The organism is Vibrio sp. 10N.239.312.D08 (assembly GCF_041466145.1).
GTDB lineage: Bacteria > Pseudomonadota > Gammaproteobacteria > Enterobacterales > Vibrionaceae > Vibrio > Vibrio crassostreae_C.
Genome location: NZ_JBFSSD010000007.1, coordinates 89802 through 104312, shown reverse-complemented (window position 1 = coordinate 104312; position 14511 = coordinate 89802). Strand labels below are relative to the sequence as shown.

12 protein-coding genes and 1 pseudogene are annotated in these 14511 nt (G+C 44.4%); 5 read left to right on the top strand and 8 right to left on the bottom strand.

Going from position 1 to position 14511, the window contains the following annotated elements; genetic code table 11:
* Positions 1-170: 170 nt before the first annotated feature.
* Both AB6D58_RS05850 and pyrC read left to right on the top strand, forming a co-directional pair.
* A complete protein-coding gene (locus tag AB6D58_RS05850; protein ID WP_004731890.1) occupies positions 171-329 on the top strand; it encodes a YqaE/Pmp3 family membrane protein in 159 nt (52 codons plus the stop codon).
* A gap of 192 nt (positions 330-521) precedes the next feature.
* Positions 522-1550, top strand: a complete 1029-nt coding sequence (pyrC, locus tag AB6D58_RS05845; RefSeq protein ID WP_017070686.1) for a dihydroorotase — start codon at positions 522-524, stop codon at positions 1548-1550.
* Between the two features lie 117 nt (positions 1551-1667).
* On the opposite strand, the gene AB6D58_RS05840 is transcribed toward pyrC, so the two are convergent.
* Positions 1668-2573, bottom strand: a complete 906-nt coding sequence (locus AB6D58_RS05840; protein ID WP_136978877.1) for a DUF808 domain-containing protein — start codon at positions 2571-2573, stop codon at positions 1668-1670.
* 175 nt (positions 2574-2748) lie between these two features.
* Between AB6D58_RS05840 and AB6D58_RS05835 the strand changes: the two genes are divergently transcribed.
* Positions 2749-3675, top strand: a complete 927-nt coding sequence (locus AB6D58_RS05835; protein WP_017064294.1) for a M14 family metallocarboxypeptidase — start codon at positions 2749-2751, stop codon at positions 3673-3675.
* A 203-nt stretch (positions 3676-3878) separates the two neighbouring features.
* On the opposite strand, the gene AB6D58_RS05830 is transcribed toward AB6D58_RS05835, so the two are convergent.
* The 6 genes and pseudogenes from AB6D58_RS05830 to xsc form a co-directional block, all read right to left on the bottom strand.
* The gene (locus AB6D58_RS05830) at positions 3879-5486 is read right to left on the bottom strand and encodes a BCCT family transporter (protein ID WP_136980001.1); all 1608 of its coding nucleotides are present in this window, start codon (positions 5484-5486) and stop codon (positions 3879-3881) included.
* 486 nt (positions 5487-5972) lie between these two features.
* Positions 5973-6545, bottom strand: coding sequence for a malate synthase (locus AB6D58_RS05825; protein WP_017070684.1), 573 nt, complete (start codon positions 6543-6545; stop codon positions 5973-5975).
* A gap of 247 nt (positions 6546-6792) precedes the next feature.
* Positions 6793-6984, bottom strand: a pseudogene (locus tag AB6D58_RS05820) (hypothetical protein); the annotation flags it as partial.
* Complete coding sequence (locus AB6D58_RS05815; RefSeq protein WP_017070683.1) at positions 6978-7364, bottom strand: nuclear transport factor 2 family protein; 387 nt, start codon at positions 7362-7364, stop codon at positions 6978-6980. The pseudogene AB6D58_RS05820 and the gene AB6D58_RS05815, both read right to left, overlap by 7 nt.
* A gap of 265 nt (positions 7365-7629) precedes the next feature.
* The gene (locus AB6D58_RS05810) at positions 7630-8445 is read right to left on the bottom strand and encodes an FRG domain-containing protein (RefSeq protein ID WP_372102746.1); all 816 of its coding nucleotides are present in this window, start codon (positions 8443-8445) and stop codon (positions 7630-7632) included.
* A 400-nt stretch (positions 8446-8845) separates the two neighbouring features.
* Positions 8846-10657 carry a sulfoacetaldehyde acetyltransferase gene (gene xsc / locus AB6D58_RS05805; protein WP_372156705.1) on the bottom strand — a complete coding sequence of 604 codons (1812 nt, stop codon included), beginning with the start codon at positions 10655-10657 and terminating at the stop codon, positions 8846-8848.
* A gap of 262 nt (positions 10658-10919) precedes the next feature.
* Here xsc and AB6D58_RS05800 point away from each other — a divergent pair, with 262 nt between their 5' ends.
* Together AB6D58_RS05800 and AB6D58_RS05795 are read left to right on the top strand one after the other, a co-directional pair.
* Positions 10920-11903, top strand: a complete 984-nt coding sequence (locus AB6D58_RS05800; protein ID WP_170962451.1) for an AAA family ATPase — start codon at positions 10920-10922, stop codon at positions 11901-11903.
* 3 nt (positions 11904-11906) lie between these two features.
* Positions 11907-13628, top strand: coding sequence for a cobaltochelatase CobT-related protein (locus tag AB6D58_RS05795; RefSeq protein WP_372156703.1), 1722 nt, complete (start codon positions 11907-11909; stop codon positions 13626-13628).
* Between the two features lie 51 nt (positions 13629-13679).
* Here AB6D58_RS05795 and AB6D58_RS05790 read toward each other — a convergent pair whose 3' ends face one another.
* The gene (locus tag AB6D58_RS05790; protein ID WP_372103889.1) at positions 13680-14447 is read right to left on the bottom strand and encodes a TSUP family transporter; all 768 of its coding nucleotides are present in this window, start codon (positions 14445-14447) and stop codon (positions 13680-13682) included.
* Positions 14448-14511: the final 64 nt, after the last annotated feature.

Genomic DNA, 14511 nt, shown 5'->3' with positions numbered 1-14511 from the left:
TAAATAGATAAACTGGCAGGCATTAAACACTTGATACTAAGCTAGTATCTTGAGATGTTTAGCTTTCTATCTTGATACATTAAGGCAGCAATGCAATAACACTCTCCATACGTTCTATAATGTGAACACGGTTATCGCATTGAACTTTCATTGAATAAAAAGGATTTATCATGAACAAACTCGTCATTATCATCTTATGTGTACTACTTCCGCCTGTTGGCGTGTTCTTCGCTCGTGGCGCAGGTAAAGACCTATTGATTAACATCATCCTGACTTTCTTCTTCTGGGTGCCAGGGATGATCCATGGACTCTGGGTGGCGACTCGCTAACCCGTATCCAAAAATAAATACTGAATTAAAACGGCATAAAAACAAGCTCCTAGCCCTGAAGAGTTAAAAATAGGATGAAATGAAAGTGCTTTTCCACTATCATCCTGTCGCCTAAACGTAAGCGATTGCTTTCACAGATTTCGCCGAGTTTAGGCTCCAACTACATAACACTTCAAATGGTGGGAGCCTTCAATGACACAACTTACGATTACTCGTCCTGACGACTGGCACGTTCATCTACGCGATGGCGAAGTATTAAAAGATACAGTGCGCGATATCAGCCGCTACAATGGTCGAGCGTTAATCATGCCAAACACCATCCCACCGGTAACCGATACCGAAATGGCCTTAGCTTACCGTGAGCGCATCATGGCAGAGCAGCCAAGCGAGCAATTCCAGCCTCTGATGGCACTTTACCTAACAGACAACACAACACCTGATGAAATTCGTAAAGCGAAAGAATCTGGCGCTGTTGTAGCAGCGAAGCTATACCCTGCTGGCGCAACAACAAACTCTGATTCAGGCGTAACTTCTGCTAAGAACATCTACCACGTACTAGAAGCAATGCAGGAAGTTGGCATGCTACTTTTGGTACACGGTGAAGTAACGACTCACGATGTTGATATCTTTGACCGTGAGAAGCAGTTCCTGGACACAGTACTTGCACCGATTGTGAACGACTTCCCTAACCTGAAGATTGTTCTAGAGCACATCACAACTGCAGATGCTGCGACTTTCGTGAAGAACGCGAACGACAACGTTGCTGCGACTATCACCGCTCACCACCTGCTTTACAACCGCAACCACATGTTGGTTGGCGGCATTAAGCCACACTTCTACTGCTTACCAATCCTTAAACGTAACACTCACCAATTAGCGCTTATCGAAGCGGCAACAAGCGGCAGCAAGAAGTTCTTCTTGGGTACAGACTCAGCACCACACGCGAAAGGCGCTAAAGAATCAGCATGTGGTTGTGCGGGTTCTTACACTGCGCACGCTGCAGTAGAGCTGTACACAGAAGTATTCGAGCTAGAAGGTAAGCTTGAGAACCTAGAAGGTTTCGCGAGCCACAATGGCCCTGACTTCTACGGTATCCCACGTAACACAGACACCATCACTCTAGTAAAAGAAGAGTGGAATGTATCTGAGACAATGCCTTTCGGTTCAGACATTGTTGTGCCAATCCGTGGCGGCGAGGCGATTGCTTGGTCTGTAAAATAAGCACTTGGGCTGTTAAATAAACACCCTCCATTTAGCGAAAAGGGTCACCATAGTAATTATGGTGACCCTTTTTTGTTTCGATGAAAGACTGTCTTATTCCCAGCAGTAATTTAACGATTACTTACCGCGAATTTTTCCGATAGCTGTCCAAATAGCAACGACAATCAATCCAGATAAAACCCCAATCACACCATTTAATAGCGTTGGTACCACCGCAGTCGCAATCGTATGTCCACTGAAGTCCATAATAATCGGTTCAATTAAGTGATGAATTGCTGGAACGTTGTGTACCACAATACCGCCGCCAACCAAGAACATCGCAGCCGTGCCGACAACCGCAAGCATCTTCATTAGCTTTGGTGCAAATGCGACTAACCCATTACCCAATCGGGTTTTAATGGCACTCCCATTTGATGTGCGTTGGAGATAGAAACCTAAATCATCCAGCTTAACGATCCCTGCCACTAAGCCATAAACACCAATCGTCATCACAACCGCTATCAAACTCACCACAAGAATCTGAGTCACGATACTTGTACCCGTTACGGTACCCAGCGCAATTACAATGATTTCCGCAGATAAGATAAAGTCAGTCCGAATCGCGCCTGCTACCTTTCTCTTCTCATACTCTTCAAAAGATTCACCCGAGCTGCTTTCCTCATCTTTCTCTTCGTGTTGATGAGCATGAGGAAAAAGCTTTTCTAAGATTTTCTCTGCCCCTTCAAAACAAAGAAACAGACCACCAATCACCAGTAGTGGCATGATCAACCAAGGAATGAATGCACTGATCAATAGTGCTGCCGGAACCAAAATCAGCTTGTTTTTAAATGAGCCTTTGGCGACCGCCCATACCACTGGGATTTCTCTTTCAGCAGAAACACCGGATACCTGCTGGGCGTTAAGGGCTAAATCGTCACCTAATACGCCTGCGGTTTTTTTAGCGGCTACCTTAGACATCAATGCGACATCATCCAACACGGTTGCAATGTCATCTAACAGTGTTAGTAAACTTGCTCCAGCCATTTTGTTGTCTCTTTATAAAGAATTGAACCATCAATAAAATGTAACACCATCAATTCACTCATCAAAGTTATGAGTCTGTAAAAAATAAAGTCACAAGTTGTGTTTTCTATTGCTGTCTCTGTTAGACAGGAATAATCTGTCTTAATCTTTCACGAACATAAAAGAAAAAGTATTGATGAAAAGTGAATCTACCTACCCGATTGGTAAGCCAGGGCAAAAATGGCAACAAGCAGAACGTGAAGCATGGTTAGCTCAACGAACGGTTAAGCGTGAATACCAGCAAGAAGTTGTACCAAAGATTAAAGCACTTGCAGACCGCTTTGACATCGAACAATACGGCGCACTGAGCTACGACGAAGCTCGCTTCCCACTCTTCGCTATCAAGAGCAAAAACTGGGACGAGTCAAAGCCGACGATTCTGGTAACAGGTGGTGTTCACGGTTACGAAACCAGTGGCGTGCATGGCGCGATCAAATTCGCTGCGACTCAAGCAGAAAAATACACGGCGCACTTCAACATTGTTGTCGCACCTTGTGTGAGCCCTTGGGGCTACGAAGTGATCAACCGCTGGAATCCAAATGCTGTTGATCCAAACCGCTCTTTCTACGACGGTACGCCAGCAGAAGAATCAGCAAACCTACGAGCTCTAGTAGCGTCTCTGCCAGAAGTATTGGTTCACGTTGACCTGCATGAGACGACTGACTCTGATGAAACTGAATTCCGACCTGCACTCGCAGCTCGTGATGGCATTGAGTACATCGAAGGTATGATCCCAGACGGTTTCTACACTGTTGGCGATACTGAAAACCCACAACCTGAATTCCAAGCTGCTGTCATCGCTTCAGTTGAAAAAGTAACCCACATTGCGCCTGCGGATGACGAAGGCAAGATCATTGGTTCAGACGTCACTCAACACGGCGTGATCAACTACCCAATGAAGAAGCTTGGCTTATGTGGCGGCGTGACTGACTGTAAGTACGGTACAACCACAGAGGTTTACCCAGACAGTGACAAAGTAACAGACGAAGAGTGTAATGATGCTCAAGTTGCTGCTGTTGTTGGTGCTTTGGATTACGTTATTCAGCACGAATTGAACGCATAAGCTCATACCCGCTAATAACTAGAACCGAGCACCTAGAACTAAGAACGAAAAGAGCCACAAGTGATGATTCACTTGTGGCTCTTTTTTATCTGGTCTCTGATTTCTTCCTAGGCATAAAAAACTCTCTTGCACCAAGTACAAGAGAGCTTTGAATCATGCTGAGTAAAGTAAATCTCTATCTAGCGACTTACTTAATTCACGATTTATTTTGTAGTTTGAGTTACGGTTTCTTGCCCTTTACCGACTTCTGTCAGTAGGCCTTTCAACAAGCTCACACAACCAATCAAAAGAATGATCGTAAACGGCAGTGCTGCAATAATCGTAATAGATTGCAGAGCTTGGATTGATTGAGTACCACCAATCCACAGCATTACCATTGCGATAGCGCCTGAGATAACCGCCCAAACCACTTTCTGTTTCACTGGCACTTCTAGTTTACCACCCGCTGTCATGCCATCGATAACGATAGAGCCTGAGTCCAACGTTGTAACGAAGAACACGATGATCAGCGCGACTGCGAGAACAGACAGAATGCTACCGAACGAGTAAGCATCTAGCATGTAAAACAAGCTTAGAGATACGTCTGTAATGCCTTGGTCGAGGCCAAGTTGCCCCACATGGTTAATTACTTGCTCGATAGCTACGCCACCGAAGATCGACATCCAAGCCGACGTTACCAATGTTGGGATAATCAATACGCAAAGTAGGAATTCACGAACCGTACGGCCTTTAGAAATACGCGCTACGAACATACCGAAGAAAGGTGCATACGCTACCCACCATGCCCAGTAGAACACAGTCCAACCATGCAGCCATGTTGTGTCTTCACGACCCGCACTTTGGCTCAAAGCTACGATATTTTTCACATAGCCCGTTGCCGCCGTTGCCATTGAATCAAGCACAGTTGTGAAGTTCAATACAGCGATAAGACCAAGGAATATGAATGCAATAACCATGTTCAGGTTACTTAGGAACTTAACACCACCGTCCATACCACGTAGTACAGAGATGATCGCCAAGCCCATGATCAGAACGATGATAGATTGCTGAAGGAAGATGTTGTTTTCCAAGCCGAACACGTGGCTAATACCACTTGCTGCTTGTGTACCACCTAAGCCCAATGAAGTCGCAAGGCCAAACAGAGTAACCAGTACGGTTAGTACATCGATTACATCACCAGTTTTGCCCCACACACGCTCACCCAGAATTGGGTAAAACACAGAACGCATTGATAGCGGTAAGCCTTTGTTATAAACAAAGTACGCCAGACAAAGCGCCGTCATGCCATAGATAGCCCATGCATGAAAACCCCAGTGGAATACGGTTGCGCCTAGCGCCAGTTCACGACCAGCGGCTGTGAAAGGTTCTGCGTCTAATGGCGTTCCGAACCAGTTAGTGAAGAACGCAGTTGGCTCTGCAACACCCCAGAAGATAAGTCCAATACCCATACCTGCTGCGAATAACATCGCAATCCAAGATGACATTGAATAGTCCGCCGTCGCGTCTTCGCCACCTAAACGGATTTTACCCAACGGTGAAAAAGCAAGAACAACAGCAAACGCTAGCATGATGTTAGCTCCCCACATAAACAGGAAGTCAAACTTTGATAGAACAGCACCCTTAATAGAATCAATTGCAGCTTTAGCATCTGCAGGAGGAAGAGCAAGAAGAGTGATGATGAAGAGAAGAGATAAGCCAACTGAGGCTACGAAAACTGTGTTATGGACATCCATGCCCCATTTACTGACGTTGTCTTGACCAACTTGATAGTCAGTAGAATCAATACTGTACTTTTTTGATTTAAAACTCATAAATTATGATGTTCGCATATCCGATTCAACGAATATAAGGACGCTCTCCATATCCAACTACTACTTGATTGGCTCGCCGCATCGCCTAAATAAAAGGCAATAAAAATCACAATAGTTAGTGATAAATGGACTTACTGGCTCAATCCCAAGGCGCGTATTATAGCACAGCTCAAAGCATTTTGACTGAGATTTCGCTCAATAGTCGCCCAAACCACCGTTGACAATGATAGTTAACCTAATAAAAACAGAATAAAACAAAAGAACAAAATTATTTAAATACAACAACTTAAATCAAAATCACACACTGTAACGTCACATCCAAACTTTTTGCAGATAATTTTAATAATCACCCAATTTACTTATAGCTCTAATAAAAAAGCCCCGCTATAGGGGCGGGGAAAGTTACCAAAGGTAAAAGAGAAATCAGTGCTCAAATGTCAGCGCTGCGTCTCACAGATCAGCACTGCACATTTCAAAGACAGTTCGTTAGATTGCGAAGCAAAAACCTAGGTTATAGTCTTCACCATTTTTCGCAGTGAACTCTTTGTCTTCACTTGATGCATTCGGGCGGCCGCTTTCATCGCCCTTCACTAGGCTCACCCAGTGACGGATGCCAGAAGAACGGCTGGCCTCAGTTTGACCAAACGTAGTGCACGTCTCTAATTGGATATCTTGAATATCAACCAACTCCAGACGGCCTGTGCCTTTACGAGCGCCGATTGTCACTTCAACGTGCGTACCGCTTTCATCACGGAATAGGATTGCTGAAGGCTTAGATTTATCACCTGTGTAAGCTACAAAGTGTTTAGCGCGTTTTAGGCCGGTGTGCTCACCGTTTTTGAAGTAAACCTGAACATGTCGGTAATCAATCTCGTAGCTCACCGCGTCTTCGTGTGAACCCGCCTCAAGAGGAAATAAAGTATCAAGCAACTGTTTCGCCATTTTCTGTTTTTCGAGTTGCTTGTCTGCTTTCACCATTTCGACGGCAAAGACAGCTTCAGCAATAAATGTTGAATGGTTTCTGTGAAGTTCTGTTTTGTCTAGTGTCAGCATATTCATAGTCTATCCCTCGTACGGCTTTAAATTTCATTTAGGTCAAACATCCCAATAGACCCTTTTCAAAATTGTTCTTTACTGTGTGGTTTCCATGTTTTTCATACTACTTGTATTTTTTTCACAATTTCACAACAAAAATTTCACAGTGTGAATTTTACTAAATTGCTTTTTTACACACTCCTATTTTTAGGGGTAAAAAGAGTCGTAAGCCATTAATTTAAATAGACTTATGATCATAGAATATTCATTTTTACGTCTTGTTTGAATTTGTGTAATAACCGACCCCTACTAGCTTATTGTCGATAACTCGATAGTAAGTGTGCTTAGTTTCCACTTTGCTCGACAGCGGATTTAACCATCGATAGGTGTAAACGCCACGACCATTTTCTTTGGCTAGATTTAACATCTCAGTGAGAATCGGTTTATCGTCAGGACTTAGATTTTTACGCTGATTTTTCCATCTTTCAGGGTAAACACATCAACCATACGAGCTTCGATGACAGTGCCATCAGGGTTAGTCGCAGAGAACGTTGATTCACTTACCGCGCGGTCACCACACACAAAGTGGACAGGGTCGATCCAAGCTGCATCTGGAAAGTTCTGCCAAACCAATTCAAAGCTATTGCGAACGGCTTCGTACCCTTCGATAGTGTTTCCAAGTTCGCCTTCTCCTGCCACGGTGTGGAAGACACAGTCTTCGGTCATAAACGACATTAGCGCTTCAATATCATGGTTATTCCACGCATCACTAAAAGACTGTAAAAAGGCGGTGTCGACTTGGTTTTCCAGCACGAATGTCGTTGCATTGGTTTGCATATTCATATTCCAGAATCCTTTATGTTTTCGTTATTGGTTTAGATTTCAGTAGCTTTGCGCCACTTTTTTATTAGAGTGTTTAAACTAGATCTGTGAAAATTTAACAACTTGATAACAAGGTTCATCACTCTAACTTCGAGTTACTTTATAAACAATCTTTAAGCTCACAGATTTCATCTTTTTATAAATTAATTAGTGTTCTAATTTTATTTACACAGTCACTCACTAGATTTATACGAGGTCTAAATAAAATAATTAGACATATTAGACTTTAGTCGAAGTCAAAATCTTGATGGTACTTTCGGCCATACTGCTCAAGTTTACGGTTATGGGTATTCACTTGTAATTCAATATTCCCCTCACCTTTATTAATAACTTGATTGTTATCTATATGGGCTTCATTTTTTATATCGGTTAGCTTCTCTTCGATATAATCAGTCGGTTCATTTAAAACGTTCATGGATATTAACTCCTTTATCAGGTTTACTTTTACTGATGGAAGAATATGAACGGACACTAGACCGTTTGAATATTCTTTCTCATCGTACAGAGGCTGAATGGCATCATTGCCACCTTCCTTAAATGGGTGAATGGAATACCACTTGTCCTTGCGCGGCTCTTGCTGATCGCAATCCGCCACATTAAATATCTGAGTTTTGTTGATATTACACGGCGAGCTAAAAACACTAACCCGCTGATAATCAATAGCTTTAATTATGTTTATGCAGTCTTTACTTTGGCTGTGACACACCGACCAAAGCGCATTTAACAGGTTATCGGTCCATTCCAGTAAACGGGTGGGAAAGCCCTGCTTTTTGGCTAAACACATCAATAACCAGTCATTTATGTCGTTAGAACTCAGCGAGTGACCACCGTAAACTCTCACGGTCGAGAGAAGCTCTTGTTCGACACGGCGTATGTTCTTACGATTGGAACGGCCTAAACTTGGCATTAGATTATTATTTTCATAATCACACACGTTATACATCAAACCACGTTGGTCACTGCATTCATTCATTAATGAATTAATTATTTTATACAGCTCTTCGAGTGAGCTTATATAACGTTTATTGTTCACAGCATGCATGTAATAGGTCACTTAATTTAAATTTATTACAATTAAAAATTAACTATCATGGTTAATCAGTATCGTTACGAATGATTTTAAAAATGACAATAGGTATATGTCTTTATCAATGGTCATATATCCTCATCAATAACTAACAGTTATAAAACCATTAACTAAGGAGCAATTAGCTAAGGGTCGATTAATAAGGAACGACAAAGTTTATATAACTAAAACCACTTATATGTACAACAGCCATTTAATTCATGTTCTAACGTTTGACTAAGGATTATTGAAATACGGGTTGCCGGTATTCACTTAAGTACATTGCCAATACCCGTTAATATTGCCCGACCACATTCTCGATTGCACTTTCTCTAACACTCTCGAAAATACCGTGGCCGGACAAACTTCCTACGACTTATACGTAATCTTTGTATTTATCTAGGAAACGAACCGGTGTTGATAGTGCATCTCGGCGGAACGGGTCGCCCAACTCCTGAGTACACATGATTTCAATGATGGTTGTTTTGCCTTCGTTCATCTGCATGTCGATGGCTTTTTGCAAGGTTGGACCTACATCTTCTAGCTTATCAACCGTGATACCTTCAGCGCCCATTGCTCGTGCGATTTCAGCAAAGCTTTGGTTATCTAGCTCACCGGCAACAAAGCGTCGGTTGTAGAAGTCGACTTGGTTCTTCTTCTCTGCACCCCATTGACGGTTGTGGAATACCACGGCTGTCACTGGAATGTTATGACGAACACATGTCATGGTTTCCATCAGGCTCATGCCCCACGCACCGTCGCCTGCATAAGAGATAGCTGGGCGATGAGGTGCTGCTGCTTTCGCGCCAATGATGGTCGGGAACGCGTAACCACAGTTACCAAAACTCATTGCCGCAAAGAAACTACGTGGTTTTTCAAAGCGTAAGTAGCTGTTTGCCACCGAGTTGATGTTACCGATATCGGTTGAGACCATTACGTCTTCTGGCATCGCTTTTTCTAGCTCACGCAATACTTGGCGCGGGTGAAGGTATTCACCACCAGAGAACGGAGTCTCGTGTGAGTTTTCTTCAATCATATCCAAGCTGAACGAGTCACGTTCGTGTGCCCACTCATCAAGCTCTTTTTCCCAAAGTGCTTTCTCTGTTGCGACCGTGTCTTGACGAGCGCCTTTATTGTCATCACATAACAGTGCGCGACCTTCTAGTCTTTCAGCTAATGCCACTGCCGCTGCTTTTGCATCGCCACAGATACCAACAGAGATCTTCTTCACGAGGCCAAGCATCTTGTTGTCTGCATCAATCTGAATGATTTTCGCGTTCTTCGGCCAGTAGTCCATGCCATGTTGAGGCAAGGTACCAAATGGACCAAGACGTGTACCCAAAGCGATAACCACATCCGCTTGAGCCATCAATTTCATTGCTGCTTTCGAACCTTGGTAGCCTAGAGGACCACACCATAATGGATGACTAGCAGGGAAAGAGTCATTGTGTAGGTAGCTGTTCACTACAGGTGCACCTAGTCGTTCTGCTAATGCCGCACACTCTTGAACTGCATCAGCCATGACCACGCCGCCACCGGAAATGATGACTGGGAATTTCGCTTCAGCTATCAAGTCTGCTGCTTCATTCAGAGATTTCTCACCACCAGGACCTCGGTCTAAACGCGCTGGTTGAGGGATCTCGGTTTGAGTTTCACCGTAGAAGTAGTCACGAGGAATATTTAGCTGAGTTGGACCCATTTCGCTCATCGCACGGTCGAAGCATCGTCCTGTGTATTCCGCCATACGATCTGGGTGCGTTACGTGTCCTTGATACTTAGTAAACTCTTGGAACATTGGAAGCTGGTTACATTCTTGGAAACCACCTAAGCCCATTGTTTTAGTGCCTGTCTCTGGCGTCACAATTACGACCGGGCTATGTGCCCAGAACGCAGCTGCAATTGCTGTTACACAGTTACTGATACCTGGGCCATTTTGCCCGATAACCACGCCATGGCGACCAGATACACGAGAGTAACCATCTGCCATATGGGCAGCGCCTTGCTCGTGTACTACTGGGACCAATCGAATGCCAGCAGGAGCAAAGATATCCATTGCGTCCATAAATGCCGACCCCATGATGCCGAACATATCGGTAACATCATTAGCAACCATAGTTTCAACGAACGCTTCTGATGGTGTCATTGTTACTGTGCCGGAAACAACCGTACGTTTTTCTTGCTCGCTCATTCTTCCATTCTCCTTGAGTTAACCAAAATTTCATTTTTCGGAATGAATTGTCTCTTTTTCGAATTCATTTTCACCTTAGTAGTAGAATTTTTGCACGTCAACTTTTTATATTAAATTGGAACAATTCATTCTAATTAATAAAACTGGATCGCATTATTGGTAGTTTTTCGTACAAAAAGTGTCGTTAACTTAACTGGAGCTGTTAATAATCGATGACATATCGCGATAGTAGCGACAAGTGATGAGCTATATAGAGGGAAATATGATGAAAGAGGCGGAATTGGTACCAACGCAGCCGGTAAGCGTGAGAGAGCGCTTTGGCATCGACAGTAACCTAACGGTGATGTCATTTGAACATCCGGGTGAATATGTGCCGAGAGTCGATCCTAATTACTGTTTTGACCCCGAAGTGACGCTGGCTATATTGGCAGGGTTCACCTCCAATCGTCGCACGCTGATTCAAGGCACACACGGAACGGGCAAGTCATCTCACATTGAACAAATCGCCGCGAGATTGAACTGGCCGTGTTTGAGGATCAACCTAGACGGGCACTTAAGCCGATTGGATTTCATAGGAAAGGACAGCATCGCCATTAAAGATGGAATGCAGGTGACAGAATTTAAAGAAGGCATTCTTCCACAGAGTATCCAGCAACCCATAGCTCTGGTATTAGACGAATACGATGCAGGACGACCTGATGTAATGTTTGTGATTCAACAACTCTTAGAGCAAGACGGCAAATACACCTCTTTAGAGCAAAACCGAGTGATCACGCCTCACCCTTCTTTCCGCCTATTTGCTACCTGTAACACACTTGGTTTGGGTAATTTCTCGGGTTTGTATTCCGGTACTCAGGTGCTTAACCATAGCCAACTTGACCGATGGAACATCATCGCCACGCTTAACTATTTAGATCCACAACATGAAACTAAGATCGTGTTATCCAAGCGCCCAGAGATGAACAGTGAAATCGGTCAGCAGTTAGTTGAGAAAATGATCGCAACTGCTGGGTTAACACGAAATGGTTTTAGAGCAGGCGATCTGTCGACGGTAATGTCTCCGAGAACCGTGATCACATGGGCCGAAAATATCCGAATATTCGATAACGTAGCCACGGCATTTAGGCTTTCATTCCTAAACCGTTGTGAAGATGAAGAGAAAGAGTTGGTAAGCGAATATTACTTCCGCTGCTTTGGTGAGGCCCTAGAAACGCCTACTCAGAGTTATGCGCAGTCGGAGTCGTAAACCATGGCCAATGTTTCTTCTCAGCAGAAAAAGATCCTCGACCTTGGTGTGTCTGTCGCTAGAGCGATCAGTGGTGAATTGAACCTGAATTATCGGGGAGAGCGTCTCTATAACGGTAATAGCCCCTGCTATTATCAGTCTGCACACACCAACGATCTCACCTTTGTTTCTCGCCATGATTTAACAAACAGCAAGCTCTCAATGCAAGGCAAGATCGATTCATCGGCACTGAGACTATTGTTGTCAGATACTGATCTTCACTATTCATTACGACCAAAAAACGAAGTCGAACGTCTGTTATATGATTTCTGCGAACAAATACGAATAGAATCACAAGTCCCGTCTTACCTAAAAGGTGTGACTAAGAGCATTCAGTTCAACTTTGCGTATTGGAGCGATCAGTACCATCAAAATGGCTTTACTGAATCACGAATTGGCATGCTGCTGTTCACATTGATGCAGGTTATCCACACCCGCTTAACCGGTGTTCCAGTTTCTGAGCCGATTGCTGAAACCGTTGAATCAACTCGTGCGGGCATCGTACCTATATTCGGAAGCAGCCTGAAGCGCTTGAAGGCACATCGAGCCGACCAACAACAGTTTGCTCACTGCGCCAATGAACTGGCCTCTTTAGCGCAAGAACTCATCAACCAAGAACAAGAGAGTAATAACTCACCCACACCAACCGTTGAAGAAGACATCAAGATCCTTGCACAGCTTGCCTTGATTGTTGATGGTGACATTCAAGATCAAGACGTCAATACCGACATCACAGGCAGTAGCAAGGTATTCGAGTTGTCGGGCGCCAATTATCAGGTCTTTAATTCAGAATTTGATCAAGTCATCGCCGCAGACAAACTCGTCAGGCGTACCCTATTACTCGAACTGAGACAAAAGCTAACCGATGACATCATGGCGAGACAAGTCAACACTCGCCGTTTAGCCGCTATGCTTACTAGCTTTGTTGCCACACCACAGAGGAACCGACGTCAGGACCATTTAGAAGAAGGCATTGTTAACGCCACCACCATCACCAAGCTCGTCACATCGCCATTGGATAGCACTGTCTTTTATCAACCTGACATCGGTACATCTCATCAATGTGCCACCACATTTTTGATGGACTGCTCTGGCTCAATGCAAAAGCACAGTCACAAGCTAAGCCTACTGATTGATACAATTCTCAAATCCGTTGGACTGGCCAACATCCCTTTCGAGATTATTGGCTTTACGACCAATAACTGGAACGGTGGCAAGGTCTATCGGCAGTGGCTTAAACAAGGCCAACCAAAGCACCCGGGCCGCTTAAACGAAGTTCGGCACATCGTGTTTAAGGATTTTGATACCCATTGGAGACGTTCTCGACTTGGCATTGCGAGTCTTCGTAAAGCCGACATCTTTAAAGAAGGGATTGATGGCGAAGCGGTTCAGTTCGCGAGTCATCGATTGCAGCAGCACACCGCCCAGCGAAAGGTTTTGATTGTGTTCTCAGACGGCTGCCCGATGGATACCGCTACCAGTACCGCCAACGATCAGTTCTATTTAGATAACCACCTCAAACAGGTGATTGAGCGCGAGTCGACCAAAAACGGTATTGAGATTCATGGCGTGGGAATGGGCGTCGATTTAAGCCCGTACTATCGCAGCAACATCACCTTAGATGTACAAGAGAGCTGCTTGTTTGGGCTATCTAGGAGCATATTTGAGATGCTAAAGCGTGTTTAAACAGGGAAGCTTAGGCTAGCGAATCACTAGCCTCCTTTGTCGAGAATGGTTTTACGAGGAGCCAAACAACGACCATGCAGAGACAGCCATCAAATATCCGCCTATCAGCATTAACACCGTAAACACCAGCTTTCTGAGTTGATCATTAGACAACGGCGATGGGAAACGCCGAGCAAACATTGTGACAAGCGCCACCAGAGGAACAGCAATAGCGGATAACCACAATATGCTCTGTTCCATGTCGCCCGCCGCATAGACATTGACCGTACGGGACATCGACGTACAAGCGAAAACCATCAGCAGTGTGCTTCGCACCAGATCGAGCGAAAAAGGTTGCCGATAGAGATGATAAACAATCGGTGGACCTGCCATCCCAAATAATCCCCCCGCTAACCCAGAGCTAAATCCTGAGACAAGGAAAGATACGGTTGTCGAACGGACCGTTCTAGTTTTAGGTTTAAACATAAAGCTCAAACCAGCGAACAACACCATGGCACCCAATAGCCCTCGTAGGATTTGGGTTGCCGACTCGCTCAACGCGTCCAGCAAGTACACGCCCATCGATACGCCGGGAATAATACCGATGACTAACACCACCAGAATCTTGAGTTCCCCAAGCAGTGGCTTACCCATCAACGCCACCAAGCAATTGAACAAGGTCACAATACTGACCACAGCGGCTATAACGGGTAGGGATACCAAATTAAGGCTGACCGTTAGCCCAATCACAATGATACCGAGACCAAATCCAGTGACAGTTTGGAAATAAGTACCTACCGCAATGGTGGCAAGAATGGCGAGTAAAACAGGTAACTCCATTAGCTATCCTAATTAGGTTATTTGGGGGTAAATATGAGTGCAAGATTCCGCATTAGTTTAAGCA